General features: G+C 55.4%; 21 protein-coding genes. 12 read left to right on the forward strand and 9 right to left on the reverse strand.

Annotated elements, in window-relative coordinates; translation table 11 throughout:
* Positions 1-34 precede the first annotated feature (34 nt).
* The 9 genes from murC to mutT all read left to right on the forward strand — a co-directional run bounded on the left by murC (position 35) and on the right by mutT (position 10,752).
* Positions 35-1,510, forward strand: a complete 1,476-nt coding sequence (murC, locus tag EKN83_RS05895; protein WP_025756754.1) for a UDP-N-acetylmuramate--L-alanine ligase — start codon at positions 35-37, stop codon at positions 1,508-1,510.
* On the forward strand, positions 1,503-2,423 hold the full coding sequence (locus EKN83_RS05900) for a D-alanine--D-alanine ligase (protein WP_126800499.1): 921 nt from the start codon (positions 1,503-1,505) through the stop codon (positions 2,421-2,423). Before murC ends, EKN83_RS05900 begins: the two co-directional genes overlap by 8 nt.
* 1 nt (position 2,424) lies before the next feature.
* Complete coding sequence (gene ftsQ, locus EKN83_RS05905; RefSeq protein ID WP_025756756.1) at positions 2,425-3,267, forward strand: cell division protein FtsQ; 843 nt, start codon at positions 2,425-2,427, stop codon at positions 3,265-3,267.
* The gene (ftsA, locus tag EKN83_RS05910; protein WP_025756757.1) at positions 3,264-4,520 is read left to right on the forward strand and encodes a cell division protein FtsA; all 1,257 of its coding nucleotides are present in this window, start codon (positions 3,264-3,266) and stop codon (positions 4,518-4,520) included. Before ftsQ ends, ftsA begins: the two co-directional genes overlap by 4 nt.
* A 63-nt stretch (positions 4,521-4,583) precedes the next feature.
* Complete coding sequence (ftsZ, locus tag EKN83_RS05915; RefSeq protein WP_008501978.1) at positions 4,584-5,735, forward strand: cell division protein FtsZ; 1,152 nt, start codon at positions 4,584-4,586, stop codon at positions 5,733-5,735.
* Positions 5,736-5,836: 101 nt separating this feature from the next.
* Positions 5,837-6,754: a UDP-3-O-acyl-N-acetylglucosamine deacetylase gene (gene lpxC, locus EKN83_RS05920; RefSeq protein WP_025756758.1), complete on the forward strand. Its 918-nt coding sequence runs from the start codon at positions 5,837-5,839 to the stop codon at positions 6,752-6,754.
* Between the two features lie 280 nt (positions 6,755-7,034).
* On the forward strand, positions 7,035-7,538 hold the full coding sequence (gene secM / locus EKN83_RS05925; protein WP_185857654.1) for a secA translation cis-regulator SecM: 504 nt from the start codon (positions 7,035-7,037) through the stop codon (positions 7,536-7,538).
* Between the two features lie 58 nt (positions 7,539-7,596).
* A complete protein-coding gene (gene secA / locus EKN83_RS05930; RefSeq protein ID WP_025756760.1) occupies positions 7,597-10,302 on the forward strand; it encodes a preprotein translocase subunit SecA in 2,706 nt (901 codons plus the stop codon).
* Between the two features lie 57 nt (positions 10,303-10,359).
* Positions 10,360-10,752, forward strand: a complete 393-nt coding sequence (gene mutT / locus EKN83_RS05935; protein ID WP_025756761.1) for an 8-oxo-dGTP diphosphatase MutT — start codon at positions 10,360-10,362, stop codon at positions 10,750-10,752.
* Between the two features lie 34 nt (positions 10,753-10,786).
* Here mutT and yacG read toward each other — a convergent pair whose 3' ends face one another.
* The 3 genes from yacG to coaE are packed head-to-tail and all read right to left on the reverse strand — an operon-like array spanning position 10,787 to position 12,354.
* Complete coding sequence (yacG, locus tag EKN83_RS05940) at positions 10,787-10,981, reverse strand: DNA gyrase inhibitor YacG (RefSeq protein ID WP_025756762.1); 195 nt, start codon at positions 10,979-10,981, stop codon at positions 10,787-10,789.
* A gap of 9 nt (positions 10,982-10,990) precedes the next feature.
* Complete coding sequence (gene zapD / locus EKN83_RS05945; RefSeq protein WP_126800501.1) at positions 10,991-11,734, reverse strand: cell division protein ZapD; 744 nt, start codon at positions 11,732-11,734, stop codon at positions 10,991-10,993.
* A complete protein-coding gene (gene coaE, locus EKN83_RS05950; RefSeq protein WP_126800502.1) occupies positions 11,734-12,354 on the reverse strand; it encodes a dephospho-CoA kinase in 621 nt (206 codons plus the stop codon). The genes zapD and coaE overlap by 1 nt, the downstream gene beginning before the upstream one ends.
* Before the next feature lie 228 nt (positions 12,355-12,582).
* On the opposite strand from coaE, the gene EKN83_RS05955 reads away from it, so the two are divergent.
* Entirely contained in the window at positions 12,583-13,626 is a 1,044-nt protein-coding gene (locus EKN83_RS05955) for a GMP reductase (protein ID WP_025756765.1), read from the forward strand.
* 41 nt (positions 13,627-13,667) lie between these two features.
* On the opposite strand, the gene hofC is transcribed toward EKN83_RS05955, so the two are convergent.
* The 4 genes from hofC to nadC all read right to left on the reverse strand — a co-directional run bounded on the left by hofC (position 13,668) and on the right by nadC (position 17,740).
* Positions 13,668-14,852 carry a protein transport protein HofC gene (hofC, locus tag EKN83_RS05960; protein WP_126800503.1) on the reverse strand — a complete coding sequence of 395 codons (1,185 nt, stop codon included), beginning with the start codon at positions 14,850-14,852 and terminating at the stop codon, positions 13,668-13,670.
* On the reverse strand, positions 14,842-16,224 hold the full coding sequence (gene gspE, locus EKN83_RS05965; RefSeq protein WP_126800504.1) for a type II secretion system protein GspE: 1,383 nt from the start codon (positions 16,222-16,224) through the stop codon (positions 14,842-14,844). The genes hofC and gspE overlap by 11 nt, the downstream gene beginning before the upstream one ends.
* 10 nt (positions 16,225-16,234) lie before the next feature.
* Positions 16,235-16,672 (reverse strand): prepilin peptidase-dependent pilin, encoded by a 438-nt coding sequence (gene ppdD, locus EKN83_RS05970; RefSeq protein WP_025756768.1) that lies wholly within the window; start codon positions 16,670-16,672, stop codon positions 16,235-16,237.
* A gap of 174 nt (positions 16,673-16,846) precedes the next feature.
* Positions 16,847-17,740, reverse strand: a complete 894-nt coding sequence (gene nadC, locus EKN83_RS05975; RefSeq protein WP_045284787.1) for a carboxylating nicotinate-nucleotide diphosphorylase — start codon at positions 17,738-17,740, stop codon at positions 16,847-16,849.
* 87 nt (positions 17,741-17,827) lie between these two features.
* On the opposite strand from nadC, the gene ampD reads away from it, so the two are divergent.
* Complete coding sequence (ampD, locus tag EKN83_RS05980; RefSeq protein ID WP_095449644.1) at positions 17,828-18,379, forward strand: 1,6-anhydro-N-acetylmuramyl-L-alanine amidase AmpD; 552 nt, start codon at positions 17,828-17,830, stop codon at positions 18,377-18,379.
* A gap of 9 nt (positions 18,380-18,388) precedes the next feature.
* Positions 18,389-19,243, forward strand: coding sequence for a beta-lactamase regulator AmpE (gene ampE / locus EKN83_RS05985; protein WP_045284785.1), 855 nt, complete (start codon positions 18,389-18,391; stop codon positions 19,241-19,243).
* 18 nt (positions 19,244-19,261) lie between these two features.
* Here the strand turns inward: ampE and EKN83_RS05990 are convergent, their stop codons facing one another.
* Both EKN83_RS05990 and EKN83_RS05995 read right to left on the reverse strand, forming a co-directional pair.
* Positions 19,262-20,212 carry a family 43 glycosylhydrolase gene (locus EKN83_RS05990; protein WP_126800505.1) on the reverse strand — a complete coding sequence of 317 codons (951 nt, stop codon included), beginning with the start codon at positions 20,210-20,212 and terminating at the stop codon, positions 19,262-19,264.
* A 10-nt stretch (positions 20,213-20,222) separates the two neighbouring features.
* Complete coding sequence (locus tag EKN83_RS05995; RefSeq protein WP_095449645.1) at positions 20,223-21,620, reverse strand: glycoside-pentoside-hexuronide (GPH):cation symporter; 1,398 nt, start codon at positions 21,618-21,620, stop codon at positions 20,223-20,225.
* Positions 21,621-21,636 lie beyond the last annotated feature (16 nt).

The raw sequence follows: 21,636 nt of genomic DNA on the forward strand, positions 1-21,636 counted from the left end.
GCACGAATTTTAAGTAGTCGATGGCGTTTAGAGAATGAATACACAACAACTGGCAAAACTGCGTTCAATCGTGCCCGAGATGCGTCGCGTCCGGCACATTCACTTTGTTGGCATCGGTGGTGCTGGCATGGGCGGTATTGCCGAAGTGTTAGCTAACGAAGGCTATCAGATCAGCGGGTCTGACCTGGCGCCAAACCCTGTTACGCAGCAGCTGGCGTCACTTGGGGCGACTATCTATTTCAACCATCGCCCGGAAAACGTGCGCGATGCGAGCGTGGTGGTGGTATCGAGCGCCATCTCCTCTGACAACCCGGAAATCGTTGCCGCCCATGAAGCGCGCATTCCGGTGATCCGCCGCGCAGAAATGCTGGCGGAACTGATGCGTTTCCGTCACGGCATTGCGATTGCCGGGACCCACGGTAAAACCACGACCACGGCGATGGTTTCCAGTATTTATGCGGAAGCGGGTCTTGACCCGACGTTCGTCAACGGCGGTTTGGTAAAAGCCGCGGGCGTGCATGCACGTCTGGGACACAGTCGTTATCTGATTGCGGAAGCGGATGAAAGCGATGCGTCGTTCCTGCACCTGCAGCCGATGGTGGCGATTGTCACGAACATCGAAGCTGACCATATGGATACCTATCAGGGTGACTTCGAGAACTTAAAGCAGACCTTTATCAACTTCCTGCATAACCTGCCGTTCTATGGACGTGCGGTAATGTGCGTAGACGATCCGGTCATTCGCGAGCTGCTGCCGCGCGTGGGTCGTCAAATCACCACTTACGGCTTCAGTGAAGACGCTGACGTCCGCGTGGAAGAGTACAAACAGATTGGCGCGCAGGGGCACTTCACTCTGGCGCGTCAGGACAAAGAGCTGCTCCACGTGACGCTGAATGCGCCGGGGCGTCATAACGCTCTTAACGCCGCTGCGGCAGTGGCCGTGGCGACGGAAGAAGGCATTGATGACGACGCAATCCTGCGTGCGCTGGAAAGCTTCCAGGGGACCGGGCGTCGTTTCGACTTCCTCGGTGAATTCCCGTTGGATGCCGTAAACGGTAAAACCGGCACTGCGATGCTGGTGGACGACTACGGTCACCATCCGACCGAAGTCGACGCCACCATTAAAGCCGCACGTGCAGGCTGGCCTGACAAGAATCTGGTGATGATCTTCCAGCCGCACCGTTTCACGCGTACGCGCGATCTGTACGACGATTTCGCCAGCGTCCTGTCACAGGTGGATACGCTGCTGATGCTGGACGTGTATTCCGCAGGCGAAACACCGATTCCGGGCGCGGACAGCCGTTCCCTGTGTCGCACGATTCGCGGACGCGGTAAAGTTGACCCTATTCTGGTTTCTGACCCGGCACAGGTGGCGGAAATTCTGGCACCGGTCCTCACCGGTAACGATTTGATTCTGATTCAGGGCGCGGGAAATATCGGTAAAATCGCCCGTACCTTAGCGGAAATCAAACTGAAGCCGCAAAACCAGGAGGATGAGCATCATGGCTGATAAGATTGCTGTCCTGGCTGGTGGTACCTCCGCAGAGCGTGAGGTTTCCCTGAATTCCGGCGCTGCGGTGCTGGCGGGCCTGCGTGAGGGCGGCGTTAATGCCCACCTGGTTGATCCAAGAGAGGTCGACGTAACGCAATTAAAAGCGCTGGGCTTCGATAAAGTCTTTATCGCGTTACATGGCCGGGGGGGTGAAGACGGTACCCTGCAGGGATTGCTGGAATTAATCGGCATGCCGTACACCGGTAGTGGCGTGATGGCATCCGCCATCTCTATGGATAAACTGCGCAGTAAGTTACTGTGGCAGGGGGCGGGATTACCGGTTGCGCCGTGGGTGGCACTGACGCGTCGCGAATTTGAATTGGGCCTTCCGGATAGCGTTAATACACGCATTGCGGAACTGGGCTTACCGGTTATTGTAAAGCCGAGCCGGGAAGGGTCGAGCGTGGGGATGTCTAAAGTCGACAAAGCTGACGATTTAGCCTCCGCTTTAGCGCTGGCATTTCAACATGATGAAGAAGTTCTGATTGAAAAATGGCTCAGCGGGCCGGAATTTACCGTCGCAATGCTTGGTGAAGAAATTTTACCGTCAATCCGTATCCAACCGGCCGGAACCTTCTATGATTATGAGGCAAAGTATCTCTCTGATGAGACGCAATATTTCTGCCCTTGTGGTCTGGATGCTGAGCGTGAAACAGAATTACAGTCCCTGGTGCTTAAAGCCTGGCATATTCTGGGTTGCCGCGGCTGGGGACGCATCGACGTGATGCAGGACCGTGATGGACAATTTTATCTGCTGGAAGCGAATACGTCCCCGGGAATGACCAGCCACAGCCTTGTGCCGATGGCCGCTCGTCAGGCGGGGATGAGCTTCTCGCAGTTAGTCGTACGCATTCTGGACCAGGCGGGCTGATATGTCTCAGGCTGCATTGAACACGCGCAACCGCGATGACGAAGAAGAATACGCCTCTTCACGCCGGAGTAATGGAACGCGTCTTGCAGGCATTATTTTCCTGCTCGGGGTGCTGTGCACCGTGTTTATCAGCGGCTGGATGGTACTGGGCTGGATGGAAGATGCGCAGCGGTTGCCACTTTCTAAGCTGGTGGTCACCGGTGAGCGCCACTACACGCGTAACGATGATATTCGCCAGTCAATTCTGGCGCTGGGGTCGCCCGGCACCTTTATGACTCAGGACGTTAATATTATCCAGAGCCAGATTGAACGTCTGCCATGGATAAAACAGGCGAGTGTAAGAAAGCAATGGCCTGATGAATTGAAGATTCATCTGGTTGAATATGTGCCCATTGCGCGTTGGAATGATCAGCACATGGTTGACGTAGACGGAAATTCCTTCAGCGTCCCGGCCGATCGTGTCAACAAGCAAAATTTACCGATGTTGTATGGCCCTGAAGGTAGCGAAAACGAAGTGTTACAGGGTTTTCGTGAAATGGGTCAGGTGCTGGCGAAGGACAGGTTTACGTTAAAAGATGCTGCGATGACGGCGCGCCGCTCCTGGCAGTTGACGTTAACGAACGGCATTAAGCTCAACCTGGGTCGCGGGGACACCATGAAGCGTCTGGCGCGTTTTGTAGAACTTTACCCGGTTTTACAGCAGCAGGCACAGACTGACGGCAAACGGATAAGCTACGTTGATTTGCGCTATGACTCAGGCGCAGCAGTCGGTTGGGTACCGGCTCCGGTCGAGGAACCTAATCAGCAACAGAATCAGGCACAGGTACAGGCAGAACAACAATGATCAAGGCGACGGACAGAAAACTGGTAGTTGGACTGGAGATTGGCACCGCGAAGGTTGCCGCTTTAGTAGGGGAAGTTCTGCCCGACGGTATGGTCAATATCATTGGCGTAGGCAGTTGCCCGTCCCGTGGTATGGATAAAGGTGGGGTAAACGATCTTGAATCGGTGGTGAAATGCGTCCAGCGCGCCATCGATCAGGCTGAATTGATGGCCGATTGCCAGATTTCTTCTGTCTATCTGGCCCTTTCTGGCAAGCACATTAGCTGCCAGAACGAAATCGGTATGGTGCCGATTTCCGAAGAAGAAGTGACGCAGGAAGACGTTGAAAATGTTGTGCATACGGCGAAGTCCGTGCGCGTGCGCGATGAGCATCGCGTGCTGCATGTGATCCCGCAGGAATACGCGATTGACTACCAGGAAGGCATTAAAAACCCGGTCGGTCTCTCCGGCGTACGTATGCAGGCAAAAGTGCACCTGATCACATGTCACAACGATATGGCGAAGAACATTGTAAAAGCCGTTGAACGTTGTGGCCTGAAAGTTGACCAACTTATTTTCGCCGGTCTTGCAGCAAGTTATTCCGTGCTGACCGAAGATGAACGTGAACTGGGCGTCTGTGTGGTCGATATTGGTGGTGGTACAATGGACATGGCCGTGTATACCGGCGGTGCGCTGCGCCACACCAAAGTGATCCCTTATGCGGGGAACGTGGTGACCAGCGATATCGCTTACGCTTTCGGTACGCCACCGAGCGATGCAGAAGCGATCAAAGTGCGTCATGGCTGTGCGCTGGGGTCTATTGTTGGCAAAGATGAGAGCGTTGAAGTGCCAAGCGTCGGTGGTCGTCCACCGCGTAGCCTGCAGCGCCAGACGTTGGCAGAGGTCATTGAGCCGCGCTATACCGAGCTGCTCAACCTGGTCAACGAAGAGATTTTACAGTTACAGGAACAGCTTCGTCAGCAGGGCGTGAAACATCATCTTGCAGCGGGGATTGTATTAACCGGCGGTGCAGCGCAAATTGAAGGTCTTGCGGCCTGTGCGCAGCGCGTGTTCCATACGCAAGTACGTATTGGCGCGCCGCTGAATATCACCGGTTTAACGGATTATGCTCAGGAGCCGTATTATTCAACGGCTGTTGGCCTGCTCCATTACGGGAAGGAAACGCATCTCAGTGGTGAAGCAGAAGTGGAAAAACGCGTCTCAGTGGGGTCGTGGGTCAAACGACTGAACAACTGGCTGCGAAAAGAGTTTTAATTTTTTTAAGAGACCGGAGAGAATTAGCGGTCTCGGGCGACAGGCACAACGGAGAGAGAAATTATGTTTGAACCTATGGAACTGACCAACGACGCGGTGATTAAAGTCATCGGCGTCGGTGGCGGCGGCGGTAACGCCGTAGAGCATATGGTGCGTGAACGCATTGAAGGTGTTGAATTCTTTGCAGTTAACACCGATGCACAGGCACTGCGTAAGACGGCTGTAGGCCAGACTATCCAGATCGGCGGTGGTATCACCAAGGGGCTGGGAGCCGGGGCTAACCCGGAAGTGGGTCGCAATGCGGCTGAAGAAGATCGCGAAGCGCTGCGCGCTGCACTGGAAGGTGCGGACATGGTCTTCATCGCAGCAGGTATGGGTGGCGGTACCGGTACCGGCGCAGCACCTGTTGTGGCTGAAGTGGCGAAAGATTTAGGGATCCTGACCGTTGCTGTCGTGACCAAGCCTTTCAATTTTGAAGGCAAGAAGCGTATGGCCTTCGCGGAGCAGGGTATCACCGAGCTGTCCAAGCATGTGGACTCACTGATCACCATCCCGAACGACAAACTGTTGAAAGTTTTGGGTCGCGGTATCTCTCTGCTGGACGCGTTCGGTGCAGCAAACGACGTGCTGAAAGGCGCGGTGCAGGGTATCGCTGAACTGATTACCCGTCCTGGCCTGATGAACGTCGACTTTGCTGACGTTCGCACCGTGATGTCCGAAATGGGCTACGCGATGATGGGCTCTGGCGTGGCGAGCGGTGAAGACCGTGCAGAAGAAGCGGCTGAAATGGCTATCTCTTCTCCACTGCTGGAAGATATCGATCTGTCTGGCGCGCGCGGTGTGCTGGTCAACATTACTGCTGGCTTTGACCTGCGTCTGGATGAGTTCGAAACCGTGGGTAATACCATCCGTGCGTTCGCCTCTGACAATGCGACGGTGGTAATCGGTACGTCTCTTGACCCTGAAATGAACGACGAACTGCGCGTGACTGTTGTGGCGACCGGTATCGGCATGGACAAGCGTCCTGAGATCACCCTGGTGACCAACAAACAGACTCAGCAACCGGTAATGGATCGTTACCAGCAGCACGGAATGTCTCCTCTGACTCAGGAGCAGAAACCGGCCGCGAAGGTGGTGAACGACCCAACGCCGCAAACGGCGAAAGAGCCAGATTATCTGGATATCCCGGCGTTCCTGCGTAAGCAAGCTGACTAAGAATTGGCTGGAATTTGGGGATTTGCGCTCTTTGTGCTAAACTGGCCCACCGTTAGTGATATACACTCTCGGTTGGATAGTTAATTTGGCGAGATTATACGATGATCAAACAAAGGACACTTAAACGTATCGTTCAGGCGACGGGTGTCGGTTTACATACCGGCAAGAAAGTCACACTGACGTTACGCCCTGCGCCGGCCAATACCGGGGTCATCTATCGTCGCACTGACTTGAATCCACCGGTAGATTTTCCGGCCGATGCCAAATCTGTGCGTGATACTATGCTCTGTACTTGTCTGGTGAACGAGCATGACGTGCGGATTTCTACCGTAGAGCACCTGAACGCCGCCCTGGCGGGGCTGGGTATCGACAACATTATTGTTGAAGTCGATGCGCCAGAAATCCCGATTATGGATGGCAGTGCTGCTCCGTTCGTTTATCTGTTGCTGGATGCCGGCATCGAAGAACTGAACTGCGCGAAGAAATTTGTTCGCATCAAAGAGACCGTTCGCGTCGAAGATGGCGACAAATGGGCTGAATTCAAACCGTACAATGGTTTCTCGTTGGACTTTACCATCGACTTTAACCATCCGGCGATTGATGCAAGCACCCAACGCTATGCGATGAACTTCTCTGCCGATGCGTTTATGCGTCAGATCAGCCGAGCCCGTACATTTGGCTTCATGCGTGATATCGAATATCTGCAGTCCCGCGGCCTGTGCCTGGGCGGCAGCTTCGATTGTGCCATCGTTGTTGACGATTATCGCGTACTGAACGAAGACGGCCTGCGTTTTGAAGATGAATTCGTTCGTCACAAAATGCTGGACGCTATCGGCGACCTGTTCATGTGTGGTCACAACATCATTGGTGCATTTACCGCGTTCAAATCCGGTCATGCACTGAACAACAAACTGTTGCAGGCCGTCCTGGCAAAACAGGAAGCCTGGGAATATGTGACCTTTGAAGACGAAGCGGAACTGCCGCTGGCTTTCAAAGCACCAAACATGGTTCTGGCGTAACGGTTCATCCCGTTTCGTAAAAAAATCGACTGGTTAACCTGGTACTCTCTCCGACCAGGGAGACCAGTCGTTTTTATTTTTACCCTTCGTTGATTGCCCCCTGCGTTATCCCTTATTTACTCTGCGCAGAAAATGTGTGCGTTAGCTGCATTCTTGACCGTTTTTCCCCGCGGCGGCACCTCATTCCTGCTGATGTGTATTGGCTTTAGTGGTAATATCTGGGCGCTTAAAAAAATAACTGAATTCAGCCTGTACCGGGCTGGCTTATGTGGTGGAGCAAGTGAGCGGAATACTGACGCGCTGGCGACAATTTGGCAGACGTTACTTCTGGCCGCATCTCTTATTAGGGATGGTCGCGGCGAGTCTCGGCTTGCCTGCGCTCAGCAACAGTGCCGAAGCGGCGACGCCGGCGAAGACCTCCACAACCAAACACGATCTCAACACGCGAGTTAACTTTACTAACCTTGCGTGGCTTGAAGCCAATCGCCGCCCGAATTTCTCCGTTGATTACTGGCACCAGCATGCAATCCGTACGGTAATTCGTCATCTGTCATTTGCAATGGCACCGCATGCAATGCCTGTTGCTGAAGAGACGCTGCCGGTTCAGGCGCAGCATCTTGCCCTGCTGGACACGCTTAACGCGCTGCTCACGCAGGACAGTCAGCCGCCGGTCATGGTTCGCCAGACAGCGCAACGTGCGCTCGTTTCTCCCGTCTTATTCTCTGTCACAACATGGATTAGCCAGGCTCACGGCATTCGCGCCGGGCCTCAGCGCCTCAGCTAAATTAACTTTTTCAATACCTTAATTTATCTGCCCGCAATGGGGCGTTTGAGAATTTATTATGCTAATCAAATTGTTAACTAAAGTTTTTGGTAGTCGTAACGATCGTACCCTGCGCCGTATGCGCAAAGCTGTTGCTGTCATCAACGGTATGGAACCGGCGATGGAGAAGCTCTCTGATGATGAGTTGAAAGCGAAAACGGCAGAATTCCGCGCGCGTCTGGAAAAAGGCGAAACCTTAGAAAGCCTGATCCCGGAAGCGTTCGCCGTGGTGCGTGAAGCGAGTAAGCGTGTATTTGGCATGCGTCACTTCGACGTTCAGTTGTTGGGCGGTATGGTGCTCAATGAGCGCTGCATCGCGGAAATGCGTACCGGTGAAGGTAAAACCCTGACCGCAACGCTGCCGGCATACCTGAACGCCCTGACCGGTAAAGGCGTACACGTCGTCACCGTCAACGACTATCTGGCACAGCGTGACGCCGAAAACAACCGTCCACTGTTCGAATTCCTCGGGATGACGGTGGGTATCAACATGTCCGGTCTGCCCGCGCCAGCTAAACGTGAAGCGTACAACGCGGATATCACCTACGGCACCAACAACGAATACGGCTTCGATTACCTGCGTGACAACATGGCGTTCAGCCCTGAAGAGCGCGTCCAGCGTAAACTGCACTATGCGCTGGTGGATGAGGTGGACTCCATCCTGATCGATGAAGCGCGTACACCGCTGATCATCTCCGGCCCGGCTGAAGACAGCTCTGAGATGTACCGTAAAGTCGACAAAATCATTCCACACCTGCTGCGTCAGGAAAAAGAAGACTCCGACACCTTCCAGGGTGAAGGCCACTTCTCTGTAGATGAAAAAGCGCGTCAGGTGAACCTGACCGAACGTGGTCTGGTGAAAATTGAAGAGCTGCTGGTGGCTGAAGGCATCATGGAAGAGGGTGAATCTCTTTATTCCCCGAGCAACATCATGCTGATGCACCACGTGACTGCCGCCCTGCGCGCCCATGCGCTGTTCACCCGCGACGTCGACTACATCGTGAAAGACGGCGAAGTGATTATCGTTGATGAACACACCGGCCGTACCATGCAGGGACGTCGCTGGTCTGACGGTCTGCACCAGGCCGTTGAAGCCAAAGAAGGCGTGGATATTCAAAACGAAAACCAGACGCTGGCCTCCATCACCTTCCAGAACTACTTCCGCCTGTACGAGAAGCTGGCAGGGATGACCGGTACGGCAGATACCGAAGCGTTTGAATTCAGCTCCATCTACAAGCTGGATACCGTGGTCGTTCCAACCAACCGTCCAATGATCCGTAAGGACATGCCGGACCTGGTGTACATGACTGAAGCGGAAAAAATTCAGGCCATCATCGAAGATATTCGCGAGCGTACCGCGAAAGGCCAGCCGGTGCTGGTGGGGACCATCTCCATTGAAAAATCCGAAGTGGTCTCTCACGAGCTGACGAAAGCGGGTATCAAACACAACGTTCTGAACGCCAAATTCCACGCCAAAGAAGCGGAAATCGTTGCACAGGCGGGTTATCCGGCTGCGGTGACCATCGCCACCAACATGGCGGGTCGTGGTACCGATATTATGCTGGGCGGTAGCTGGCAGGCGGAAGTGGCAGAGCTGGAAAACCCAACCCCTGAACAGATTGCGCAGATCAAGGCCGACTGGCAGGTTCGTCATGACGCGGTTCTGGCCTCCGGCGGTCTGCATATCATCGGTACCGAGCGTCACGAATCTCGTCGTATCGATAACCAGCTGCGTGGTCGTGCGGGTCGTCAGGGGGATGCCGGTTCTTCCCGCTTCTACCTGTCGATGGAAGATGCGCTGATGCGTATTTTCGCCTCCGACCGTGTGTCCGGCATGATGCGTAAGCTGGGTATGAAACCTGGCGAAGCTATCGAGCACCCGTGGGTCACCAAAGCGATTGCTAACGCACAGCGTAAAGTGGAAAGCCGCAACTTCGATATTCGTAAGCAGCTGCTGGAATATGACGATGTGGCTAACGATCAGCGTCGCGCAATTTACACCCAGCGTAACGAATTGCTGGACGTGTCTGACGTAAGCGAAACCATCAACAGCATCCGTGAGGATGTGTTTAAGGCGACAATCGATGCGCATATTCCACCGCAGTCTCTGGAAGAGATGTGGGATATCGAAGGCCTGCAGGAACGTCTGAAAAACGACTTTGACCTCGATCTGCCAATCAAAGAGTGGCTGGACAAAGAGCCTGAGCTGCATGAAGAAACCCTGCGCGAACGTATCTTTGAAACCGCGCTGGACGTATACAAGCGTAAGGAAGAGGTCGTTGGCGCTGAGATGATGCGTCACTTCGAAAAAGGCGTGATGCTGCAGACCCTGGACTCCCTGTGGAAAGAGCACCTGGCCGCGATGGATTATCTGCGTCAGGGTATCCACCTGCGTGGCTATGCGCAGAAAGATCCGAAACAGGAATACAAGCGTGAGTCCTTCGCTATGTTTGCCTCTATGCTGGAGTCGCTGAAGTATGAAGTGATCAGCACCCTGAGCAAGGTTCAGGTGCGTATGCCGGAAGAAGTGGAAGCGATGGAGCAGCAGCGTCGCGAAGAAGCTGAGCGTCTGGCACAGATGCAGCAGCTGAGCCACCAGACTGACGACAGCGAAGCCGCCGCAGCAATCGCCGCGCAGACCGGGGATCGTAAAGTGGGTCGTAACGATCCGTGCCCATGTGGATCCGGTAAAAAGTACAAGGCGTGCCACGGCCGTCTGAACTAAGCTCATAAAAAAACAAAAAGGCGCAGACATCTGCGCCTTTTTTATGGAAGTGACAATATGAAAATACTGCAAATTGCCGTCGGGATTATTCGCAACCCGCAAAACCAAATCTTCATTACCCAGCGCGCTGCCGACGCCCATATGGCAAACAAATGGGAGTTTCCCGGCGGAAAGATCGAGTCAGGTGAAACGCCGGAACAGGCGCTGGTTCGCGAGCTTCAGGAAGAGGTGGGGATCACTCCGCTTGGCGCCACGCTGTTTGATAAGCTCGAGTACCAGTTCCCGGACAGGCACATCACGCTGTGGTTCTGGCTGGTGGAAAACTGGGAAGGCGAACCCTGGGGAAAAGAGGGGCAGCCGGGTAACTGGGTTGAACTTCAGGCAAGTGATGCCGAAAAATTCCCGCCGGCTAATGAGCCTGTGATCCTGCGGTTAGTCGCACAACCGTAGGCCTGCTAAGCGAAGCGCCAGCAGGCTTTACAGACTACTGCTGGTTCTCACTCCAGTCATCGCTGTCCGAGAGATCGCCTTCGCTTGGAATACGTTTCTCTTCCGCCGCCCATTCGCCCAGATCAATGAGCTGACAGCGTTTGCAGCAGAATGGGCGGAACGGGCTCACTTCGCCCCAGACAACGGTTTTGCCACAGGTTGGGCAGTTAACGGTGGTGATATCAGACATCGGCACTCCTTAACAACAGGCCAGTTCAAAATCGAGACGTTCCGGCACGGTGCCATTCTCACTGTCCAGCGGCATAAAGCGAATTGCAAAACGGCTCTTATGCCCGGAAATCTGTGGGTAAAGCTGTTCGCCAAGCGATACATTCAGGCGCAAAAGATCGGCATCATCGCCGTTATCCTGGTAGAAACCATTCAGGCTGGTTTGTTTGCGGAACGGCGCTGAGTTACGGATCAGATCGAGGATCAGCGACAGCGTCTGTTGCAGGGGCTCCAGGCTTTTCAGCCAGCTGTTTACCTGCACGTCACGCTGCGCTTGCGGCATATGTAGCCACATGTGAAGCGTCGGCAGATCGAAGCTACAGCAACCGCCAGGGATGCTCAGGCGCTGGCGCACCAGACCGATCAGACGATCTTCACGCAAAAACTGACCGACGCGCGGCGCGGCCATCAGATTGCTGCTACTGGTTTTAAGCTGCTGACGAAGTGAATCGATACGGCTTACATCCACTCCCGGAACTTCAGCCCATGCCTGCAATTTACGCTGCTGACGCTCCAGCTCTTTGAGCAACTCTGTGCGGACATCGCCGCGCTCAATCACATCCAGCAGATCGCCCACATTGCGGAAGAAGTGCAGCGCCGTGGCATGATCGTTAACAGGCAAATGTTGTGAAAGCTGTTGAATGAGGAATTCGATGCGCAGCCAGGTACGCATTTTTTCGTTGAGCGGATGCTCAAAAAGGATGTGTGTCGACATTATGGTTTTTCCTGTGCAACGGCCTGCGCGGCGAACGTCAGATACTGCGCGTGCAGACGGGCAACATCCGATGCAATGGCATCTGGTGCGCCGTTATTATTAATGACATCATCCGCAACGGCAAGGCGCTGAGCGCGCGTGGCCTGGGCGGCAAGAATTTGTTCAGCATGCTCACGTGAGACGTGGTCACGCGTCATGGTTCGCTGGATCTGCGTTTCGGGAGAGACATCAACCACCAGCACCCGATCGGCTCTCTTCTGCAGCTGATTTTCCACCAGCAGTGGAACGACCCACACTACGTAGGGTGAGTTGGCCGCAGCAATCTGACGCTGGGTTTCCTGGTGGATAATGGGGTGGAGCAGGGCATTAAGCCAGCGCTTTTCCGACGCATCAGCAAAAATGCGCTCACGAAGCTGGCGGCGATTAAGCGTGCCATCCGCAGTGAGGATGCTCTGACCAAAGTGGTGTTCGATAGCCTTTAGCGCGGGTGTACCAGGTTCTACCACCTGACGGGCAATGATATCGGCATCAATAATCGTGATACCCAGACGAGAGAACGCGTCCGCAACGGTACTTTTACCACTACCGATGCCGCCGGTTAATGCAACGATATACCCCATTAAATCAAATCCTGGGAATTATTCATTATTAAAATCAGTTGATTAAAACTCTAAGGTGCGCCAGCAACTGTTTAGCCCTGTTTACCGGCTTTTTACCAGGTAAATTTATAGGATTGTAGCGTAAAAAAAGAGAATTTCGCAGTCTTGCGGAGCAGGTATTAGTGCGTATGATAACGTCACTGGAGTTGTGCTTTTAACATATTTGCCTCTAACCCCAGGAATCCGCACATGCGTATCGAAGAAGATCTGAAGTTAGGTTTCAAAGACGTTCTCATCCGCCCTAAACGCTCTACACTGAAAAGTCGCTCAGACGTTGAACTCGAACGTCAGTTCACCTTTAAACATTCCGGTCAGACCTGGTCTGGCGTGCCGATCATCGCTGCCAACATGGATACTGTGGGAACCTTTGAGATGGCAACCGCCCTGGCACAGTTCGACATTCTGACTGCCGTACACAAACATTACAGCCCTGAAGAGTGGAATGCATTTGTTGCGTCCGCGTCTGCTGATGTGGTGAAGCATGTGATGGTCTCCACCGGGACCTCGGATGCCGATTTCGAAAAGACCAAACAGATCCTGAATGCGAACCCGGCACTCAGCTTCGTTTGTATTGATGTGGCGAATGGTTACTCCGAGCACTTCGTGCAGTTCGTCAGCAAGGCGCGTGAAGCCTGGCCGACGAAAACCATCATCGCGGGCAACGTGGTGACCGGCGAAATGTGTGAAGAACTGATCCTCTCCGGTGCAGATATCGTGAAAGTGGGCATTGGGCCGGGCTCCGTGTGCACCACGCGCGTTAAGACCGGCGTCGGTTATCCTCAGCTCTCCGCGGTTATTGAATGTGCCGATGCGGCGCACGGGCTGGGCGGCCAGATCATCAGCGACGGCGGGTGCACCATGCCGGGTGATGTCGCCAAGGCCTTCGGCGGCGGCGCGGACTTCGTGATGCTCGGCGGCATGCTGGCCGGTCACGAAGAGAGCGGTGGTACCGTGGTTGAAGAGAACGGCGAGAAATTTATGCTGTTCTATGGAATGAGCTCTGAGTCTGCAATGACCCGTCACGTTGGTGGCGTGGCAAAATACCGCGCGGCAGAAGGCAAAACCGTGAAGCTGCCCCTGCGCGGCCCGGTTGAAAATACCGCACGTGATATCCTCGGTGGCCTGCGTTCCGCCTGCACCTACGTGGGGGCATCCCGCCTGAAAGAGCTGACGAAACGCACGACGTTTATTCGCGTTCAGGAACAGGAAAACCGCGTTTTCAACAGCCTGTAAGAGTTTTCGCTGGCGCATCTCCGTGCGCCAGCACGTCAGCACTATCCCGCACTCATCGCATCCCCCAGATGGAAAATCGGCAGGTACATGGCGACCACCAGCGTGCCGATGATGACCCCCGTTACAATCAGAAGCAATGGCTCCAGAAGCGCCGCCAGATTATCGGCCCGTTGCAAGGTCTGTTCCGTGTGATGGCGGGCCAGATTTGCCAGCATGCTGTCCAGTGCTCCAGACATTTCACCGGTTCGTAAAAGCTGGATACACAGCGGGGTAAACATGGCCGCTCTCTGAAAGGATGACCAGACGGGGAAACCTTTTTCAACGTCCTCCCGAATCGTGTGGAGTATTCCCTGCCAGTACCGACTATCAACGGTCTCCTCTGCGCTCTCCAGCCCCTGCAAAAAGGCAATCCCCGCCTGCTGCGTGAGCGACAGAACGGTAAAAATGTGTCCCAGCTTTTGGCCCTGTGCCAGCGACCCCATCACTGGCATATGCATCAGAATGCGCTGCCAGCGAGGATTCTGCCGCAGAGCCCACGCGCCAGCGACGGTTGCCAGTATCACGGCAAACAACACGAGGGCGTAGGACTGCATAAATGCTGCCATTGCCATGACCTTTTGTGTCAGCCACGGGAGCGGAGTGTTAAACGTTTTGTAGATCGCGGCGAACTCGGGCAAGACCAGGGTGACCATCGCCAGCACGACGAGGGCGGCTAGCGTCAGAACGATCGCCGGGTAGCGCAGCGCCTTTTTCACTTTCGCACTGAGTTGCTGCTGCGCTTTTTGTTGCTGTGCGAGCTGACGACAGCACGCCTCCAGCTTCCCGGTTAGCTCTCCGACCTTTACCATCGAGACATGCAGTGGGCTAAAAACCGCAGGCCACTTTTTGAGTGACTCAGAAAAGGGGCATCCTTCACTGAGTTCATCAGCAAGACTTTGCAGCAGCGCCTGCCAGGGTTTTGACGGATGCTGGTCTGCCAGCATTTGCAGGCTGTGGGACAACGTCAGCCCAGCCTGCAGCAGCGTGGCGAGCTGGCGAAACATCTCATAGCAGTGATGTGGCCGCCAGCGGTGTCGCTGCGCGCAGCGGGTCAGCGTCAGAGGATGAAGATCGTGACGCATCAACCTGCTGTAGGCCGCATTGCGGTCTGTAGCCCAGAGCGTCCCGCTTCGGGGTTCTCCTTGCTGGGTGAGCGCTCGCCAGCGCCAGAGCCGGTTAGCAGGCATCGGGCATGCCCAGGACGCGAATCAACTCTTCAATCGTGGTCAACCCTTCTTCAACAGCCATGCAGCCGTGCTCAAAAAGAGAAACCATTCCCGTCTGCCGGGCGCTCGCCTCGATCACTTCTGTTCCCGCTCCGCGGGCAATGGCCTGTCGCAGGTCATTGTCGATCGTGAGCACTTCAAAAATGGCCACCCGGCCATAAAAACCGTGATAACAGCGATCGCAGCCGGTGGGCTGCCAGCGGGGAAGCGGTCTGGGCCACTCTGTGCGAGGTAAATCTGCATGTTCGCTGGCTTCCCGACGACAGTGGGGACACAGACGCCGGACCAGACGCTGGGCAATTACCATCGAGAGTGCGGAAGATATCATCCAGCGCGCCACGCCCATCTGCTCCAGACGCGTCAGGGCTTCCGTTGTTGAGTTCGTGTGCAGTGTCGACAGCACCAGGTGTCCGGTCTGCGCGGCGTTAATGGCAATCCCGGCCGTTTCACCGTCACGAATTTCACCAACCATAATGATGTCGGGATCCTGACGCAGCAGCGCCCTGAGCACGCTCTGAAAGGTTAAACCCGCCCGGGGATTTATCTGTGTCTGGTTTAACCCCGCCAGCGGGATCTCAATGGGATCCTCCACGCTACAGATGTTGACCTCCGGGGTGTTACGCGCCTGCAACACGCTGTAGAGCGTCACGGTTTTGCCGCTGCCGGTGGGGCCGGTGACCAGAATCAACCCCTGCGGCTGGTGGAGTACCCCATTAAAACGGGCCAGTTGTTCAGCGCTCATGCCGAGCGCTTTCGGTTCCAGCGCCTGCTGAACCTGATGCAGAAGACGCAGTACAATTTTCTCGCCACCGCTGCAGGGAAGCGTGGCAATCCGAAATGAGACCGGCTCGTTTGCCAGCTCAATCGTGAACTGACCGTCCTGCGGTAAGCGGCGCTCTGCAATATCCAGATTACCCAGCACTTTTAAACGTGCGCTGAACTGGCTGGCCAGCGAGGCGGAAAGCGGAGGTTGCGGGTAAAGCACCCCATCGATACGTAAACGGATCTGACAGGCATGCTCTCCCGGTTCGATATGAATGTCGGATGCGCGCTGGTTTATTGCCTGCTGCAGCGTGTGGTTGAGGATATCGACCGTTGAGTGTGTTTGCGAAACGACGGGCAGATGCGATTGCGACATGAGCTGCCTGTGTTTTTCCATGCGTTCTGCGCTCCAGCACTCGATATCAACCCGTTTCTGGGTCGCGAAGCGCAGGGCTTCCATCAGTTCACTGGCGGGGGTTCCCACGACGGCGATGCTTACCCTGTCACTGTCGCTGGTGAGCAGCAGAGCATGATGGCGCAGACAAAGTGCCACGAGTTGATCGGTTTTCATTAGCCGCTCCTCAGTTATTGTCGAAGCGGAAAACGTCTTCGCAGGCCTGTTTGAGCTCGCTGTCGTTACTGATATTGCAGCTGCGTTTCCAGCCCGTCATACCGTTGCCGCTGCTCCACTGGGGCGTCATCACCACCTCCAGCCCGGTCAGGCTCTCCTGGCCCGTTAATGACACGACGCCCTGCGTTACGCTCATGCCCGAGATATAACGCGTTGTCGTCGGGGAAGGGATGCCGTTGCTGCCGCCGTCACAGCCTGTCACGCCGCCATGATCCAGTGCGCACAGCTCAATGGCGGTGCGGTAGGGGACGAAGGTTTGCAACATATCGGTCAGCGCCGCTTTGCGCAGGTAGTTCTGATAGGCGGGGACGCCGATGGCGCTCAGAATCGCAATAATGCCAATGACCACCATCAACTCAATGAGCGTGAATCCGTGTTGTTTGTCCATATCTGCTCCTTAGGTTAAGTGGCGCTACTTTGTCAGCGCGAAAGGGCAGAAACGAGGGGCAAAAAAGGGAACGGGAAAGGGGCTTCAGAGAATTCATTCTGCGTTGCAGAGAAGTACAACGGAATTGCGAGCGGGGCAGGCATTCCCCTCTCCAGGTGGAGAGGGGAGCCATCATTATTTGAAACGCATGGAAAGGTCGAGAGCACGAACGTGTTTGGTCAGAGCCCCGACGGAGATGTAATCCACGCCCGTCTCGGCGAACTCACGGATCGTGTCGAAGGTGACGTTCCCGGACACTTCAAGCTGTGCCTGGCCGTTGGTGAGCTTGACGGCTTCGCGCATCTGCTCTGTTTCGAAGTTATCGAGCATGATGATATCAGCCCCGGCCTTAATTGCCTGGTCGAGCTCCTCCAGGTTTTCGACCTCCACTTCAACGGGCACGTCCGGGTGCAGCCAGAAGGCTTTCTCCACCGCCTGACGCACGGAGCCAGAGGCAATAATGTGGTTCTCTTTAATCAGGAAGGCGTCAGATAATCCCAGACGATGGTTTGCGCCACCGCCGCAGAGTACCGCGTATTTCAGCGCCGTACGCAGGCCCGGCAGCGTTTTGCGAGTGTCCAGCAGCTGGGTACGGGTGCCAGCCAGCAGGTTAACGTAGCGACGGACTTCACTTGCCACACCGGACAACGTCTGGACGAAGTTAAGGGCGGTACGTTCGCCGGTCAGCAGCACGCGGGACGGGCCGTCGAGTTCAAACAGCGGCTGGTTTGCGGCGATCGCATCGCCGTCTTCAACATGCCAGACGATCTGCACATCATCGCCCGCCAGCTGGGTAAAGACCTCTTCAACCCAGCGCTTGCCACAAAAAACGCCCTCTTCACGGGTGATAATCACCGCGTGAGAGCGTGTCTCTTTTGGCAACAATTGTGCGGTAATATCCTTTTCGGCATTCACGTCGCCGCCCAGGTCTTCTTTCAGGGCATGGGCGACGCTTGCCGGAATATCCATATTAATACGTTCCAGAAGCGCTTCACGTCGGTGGTCGGGGTTGTAGCGGCGAGGCGGCATGATAAAACTCCAAATTGGTAACGAATCATAATATTGAAACATGCTACTCTGAACCGAGTAACAGCACCATACATAAGGAGTTCCAGCATGTTGTTAGAAAACGGATGGCTGGTGGATGCGCGGCATGTGCCCTCGCCGCACCACGACTGCCGCCCGGAGGATGAAAAGCCCACACTGCTGGTTATTCATAATATTAGTCTCCCGCCGGGTGAATTTGGCGGTCCGTGGATTGACGCGTTATTCACGGGAACGATAGATCCCGATGCGCATCCTTTCTTCGCTGAGATTGCGCATCTGCGCGTGTCGGCTCACTGCCTGATTCGCCGTGATGGTGAAGTGGTTCAGTACGTTCCTTTTGATAAGCGCGCCTGGCATGCCGGGGTGTCGTTGTATCATGGGCGCGAACGCTGCAACGATTTCTCCATCGGCATCGAACTGGAAGGCACGGATACCACGCCCTATACCGATTCACAGTATCAACAGTTAGTGGCCGTGACCCGCGTGCTTATCGGGCGCTATCCGGCCATCGCCGACAATATTACGGGACACAGTGATATTGCCCCGACGCGAAAAACCGATCCTGGACCGGCCTTTGACTGGCCCCGGTTTCGCGCCATGCTCAACGCGTCGTCAGAATAAGGAGATACCATGACGTTGTTTACCATGCTGCTGGTTATCATCGCTGAACGCCTGTTTAAACTCGGCGAGCACTGGCATCTGGACCACCGGCTGGAGGTGCTTTTCCGCCGGATTAAGCACTTTTCTATGCTGCGTACGCTGCTGATGATGGCCGGGGTGATGGTCATTACCTTCCTGCTGCTGCGCTCGCTGTACGGACTGTTTTTCAACGTGCCGCTGCTGGTGGTGTGGATCCTGCTCGGTGTCCTGTGCATTGGCGCAGGGAAGGTGCGTTTGCACTACCACGCTTATCTTAAAGCCGCGTCGCGTGATGATGCCCACGCGCGCGGTGCCATGGCGAGCGAACTGACGCTGATCCACGGCGTGCCGCCGGATTGCGATGAACGCGAATTCCTGCGCGAGCTGCAAAACGCGCTGCTGTGGATTAACTTCCGCTACTACCTGGCGCCGCTGTTCTGGTTTGTGGTGGGCGGGCCGTGGGGACCGGTCCTGCTGATGGGGTATGCTTTTCTTCGCGCCTGGCAGACCTGGCTTGCCCGTTACCTGACGCCGCATGAACGTTTGCTGTCCGGGATTGATGCCATCCTGCATGTGCTCGACTGGCTCCCGGTGCGTCTGGTGGGCGTGGTGTATGCGTTAATTGGCCACGGCGAAAAAGCGCTGCCCGCATGGTTCGCTTCTCTTGCCGACCGCCATACCTCACAGTACCAGGTGTTAACACGTCTGGCGCAGTTCTCCCTGGCGCGCGAGCCGCATACCGACAAAATTGAAACGCCGAAAGCCGCCGTCTCAATGGCGAAGAAGACCTCGTTTGTGGTGGTGGTTGTGGTGGCGCTGCTGACGATTTACGGCACGCTGGTGTAAGCCAGCGCGCCGTAACGATTAAAGCGTATCCGCAGGCGGGATGCCGAAATCAGGCATCCCGTTTTCGTTCCAGCGAACGCGCTTCAGGCGGGTGTGGCGGTTGGGATCGTATAGCGGATCGCCTTCTATTTCGGTGTAGTTTCTGGCGTGATACACCAGCACATGTTCCCCGTCTGGGGTCTTCGTGAAGCTGTTATGGCCCGGCCCGTACTGGCGGTTTTCATAGCTGGTGGCGAATACCGGGCGCGGAGATTTGTGCCAGTTCGCCGGGTTTTGCGGATCGGCGTTGCGGTCTATCCACACCAGACCCATGCAGTAGTTTTCATCGGTGGCGCTGGCGGAATAGCTGATAAACAGCTTATCGTCGTGAACCAGTACCGCCGGGCCTTCGTTGACCCGGAACCCACGGCATTCCCAGTCATATTCCGGCTTGCTGAGCATCACTGGCTCGCCTTTCAGCGTCCACGGGTTCGCCATTTCGCACAGGTAGAGGTTGGAGTTTCCGTTGATATCCGGCGCTTTTTGCGCCCACAGATACCAGCGCTTACCCTGATGAACAAAGGTGGTTGCGTCCAGGGCGAAGGTATCGAACGGGGTTTTGATTTGCCCTTTTTCCACCCACCTGCCGGTAAGCGGATCGCGGTCGGCACATTCAATGGCAAACATGCGGTGCTGGAACATCCCGAGCGCATCGAGCGCCTGCGTGTGCGCCGCGGCAAAATAGATGTACCACTTGCCGTCGATGTGGTGCAGTTCCGGGGCCCAGATGAGTTGACTCATCGGGCCGGTCTCGGGTTTTCGCCAGACCGTCACCTCTTCAGCGTCGCGTAGCCCTTCCAGCGAGTCCGCGCGACGGATCGCCAGCCTGTCGTACTGCGGCACGGAGGCGATAAAATAGTATTGCCCCTCGTGGTGCAAAATATACGGATCGGCGCGTTGTTCAATAAACGGGTTTGGCCAGGTTTGCATGCGACTTTCCTTATTTTGTCTCAGCGATGCTGAGTTCCTGATACTCGTTCAGCTCGCGATAGTTGTTGCGACGCTTCTCCAGGTCCTCCTGGATCCGCTTCATCGTTTCACGGTCAACCTTCAGCAGACGCACCACGCCTGCGGTAATGAGATACCCGATGCCCGGAATGACGGTAAACAGCAGGACAATACCGTTAATCGCATCCGCGCTTTGCGCTTTCGCCCCGGCATCGTAGCCGTACCAGGAGAGCAGGAAGCCGACCATTGCCCCGGCAATCGCCAGCCCCAGCTTCAGGAAGAAGATGTTGCCGGAGAAGCTGATCCCGGTGATGCGTTTCCCGGTTTTCCACTCGCCGTAGTCATCGACGTCGGCCATCAGCGACCAGTGCAGCGGAGACGGGATCTGGTGCAGGATATTCAGCAGGACGTAGAGCACCACAATGGTAAGGGTGGCTTTTGGGTCGAAGAAGTAAAAGGCCGTTGAGAAAATCGCCAGCACGATATTGGTCCAGAAGAAGACCTTCAGCTTACACCAGCGGTCGGTCAGCACTTTCGCCAGCATGCTGCCGAGCATCATGCCCACCACGCCCAGACTGATAAACAGGGTGGCAAAGTGGGTACTCTGGCCCATCACCCAGGTCACGTAATACATGGTAGCCGCCATGCGAATAAAGCCGGGGCAGACGTTGCACAGGGTCAGGAGCAGAATGCGCACCCACTGGTCGTTCTTCCACACGTCTTTCAGGTCGTTTTTCAGCTGGTCATTGGTCTGGACTGCCGGGCGGACACGCTCGCGCACGGTGGCGAAGCAGAACAGGAACATACAGGTTCCAATCAACGCCAGCACGGTCATTGCCATCTGGTAGCCTTTGGCTTTGTCCTCTCCTCCGAACCAGTCCGCCATCGGCAGTAGCGTCAGGGACAGCAGCAGCGTGGCGATACCGACCAGCACGAAGCGATATGACTGGCAGGCGACGCGCTCTTTAGGGTCGTTGGTAATCACCCCGCCCAGCGAGCAGTAGGGAATATTGATTGCCGTATAGGTCAAAGAGAGCAGGAAGTAGGTGACAAACGCATAGATAACTTTGCTGTTATAGCTCCACTCTGGCGTGGTGAACATCAGGATGCTGAACAGTGCGTAGGGGAAGGCAATCCACAGCAGCCATGGACGAAACCGACCGTATTTGCTGCGGGTACGGTCGGCAATCGCGCCCATAATCGGGTCGGTGACGGCATCAATAACGCGCACGGAGAGCAGCAGTACGCCCACCAGTGCCGGCGCCAGACCAAAAATATCGGTATAAAAATAGTTAACAAACAGCATGATGGCGCCAAAGATGATGTTGCAACCTGCATCGCCCATCCCGTAGCCGATCTTTTCTTTTACTGACAGTTTAGCGTTATCCATAGACTGCTCTCCGGTT

Origin of the sequence: Enterobacter sp. WCHEn090032, assembly GCF_003986875.1 — a bacterium.
GTDB lineage: Bacteria > Pseudomonadota > Gammaproteobacteria > Enterobacterales > Enterobacteriaceae > Enterobacter > Enterobacter sichuanensis.

What these genes read in the sequence shown, in the direction of transcription:
- murC (WP_025756754.1), top strand. Translation starts at nt 35, where the DNA reads ATGAATACACAACAACTGGCAAAACTGCGTTCAATCGTGCCCGAGATG.
- EKN83_RS05900 (WP_126800499.1), top strand. Translation starts at nt 1,503, where the DNA reads ATGGCTGATAAGATTGCTGTCCTGGCTGGTGGTACCTCCGCAGAGCGT.
- ftsQ (WP_025756756.1), top strand. Translation starts at nt 2,425, where the DNA reads ATGTCTCAGGCTGCATTGAACACGCGCAACCGCGATGACGAAGAAGAA.
- ftsA (WP_025756757.1), top strand. Translation starts at nt 3,264, where the DNA reads ATGATCAAGGCGACGGACAGAAAACTGGTAGTTGGACTGGAGATTGGC.
- ftsZ (WP_008501978.1), top strand. Translation starts at nt 4,584, where the DNA reads ATGTTTGAACCTATGGAACTGACCAACGACGCGGTGATTAAAGTCATC.
- lpxC (WP_025756758.1), top strand. Translation starts at nt 5,837, where the DNA reads ATGATCAAACAAAGGACACTTAAACGTATCGTTCAGGCGACGGGTGTC.
- secA (WP_025756760.1), top strand. Translation starts at nt 7,597, where the DNA reads ATGCTAATCAAATTGTTAACTAAAGTTTTTGGTAGTCGTAACGATCGT.
- mutT (WP_025756761.1), top strand. Translation starts at nt 10,360, where the DNA reads ATGAAAATACTGCAAATTGCCGTCGGGATTATTCGCAACCCGCAAAAC.
- yacG (WP_025756762.1), bottom strand. Translation starts at nt 10,981, where the DNA reads ATGTCTGATATCACCACCGTTAACTGCCCAACCTGTGGCAAAACCGTT.
- zapD (WP_126800501.1), bottom strand. Translation starts at nt 11,734, where the DNA reads ATGTCGACACACATCCTTTTTGAGCATCCGCTCAACGAAAAAATGCGT.
- coaE (WP_126800502.1), bottom strand. Translation starts at nt 12,354, where the DNA reads ATGGGGTATATCGTTGCATTAACCGGCGGCATCGGTAGTGGTAAAAGT.
- EKN83_RS05955 (WP_025756765.1), top strand. Translation starts at nt 12,583, where the DNA reads ATGCGTATCGAAGAAGATCTGAAGTTAGGTTTCAAAGACGTTCTCATC.
- hofC (WP_126800503.1), bottom strand. Translation starts at nt 14,852, where the DNA reads ATGCCTGCTAACCGGCTCTGGCGCTGGCGAGCGCTCACCCAGCAAGGA.
- gspE (WP_126800504.1), bottom strand. Translation starts at nt 16,224, where the DNA reads ATGAAAACCGATCAACTCGTGGCACTTTGTCTGCGCCATCATGCTCTG.
- ppdD (WP_025756768.1), bottom strand. Translation starts at nt 16,672, where the DNA reads ATGGACAAACAACACGGATTCACGCTCATTGAGTTGATGGTGGTCATT.
- nadC (WP_045284787.1), bottom strand. Translation starts at nt 17,740, where the DNA reads ATGCCGCCTCGCCGCTACAACCCCGACCACCGACGTGAAGCGCTTCTG.
- ampD (WP_095449644.1), top strand. Translation starts at nt 17,828, where the DNA reads ATGTTGTTAGAAAACGGATGGCTGGTGGATGCGCGGCATGTGCCCTCG.
- ampE (WP_045284785.1), top strand. Translation starts at nt 18,389, where the DNA reads ATGACGTTGTTTACCATGCTGCTGGTTATCATCGCTGAACGCCTGTTT.
- EKN83_RS05990 (WP_126800505.1), bottom strand. Translation starts at nt 20,212, where the DNA reads ATGCAAACCTGGCCAAACCCGTTTATTGAACAACGCGCCGATCCGTAT.
- EKN83_RS05995 (WP_095449645.1), bottom strand. Translation starts at nt 21,620, where the DNA reads ATGGATAACGCTAAACTGTCAGTAAAAGAAAAGATCGGCTACGGGATG.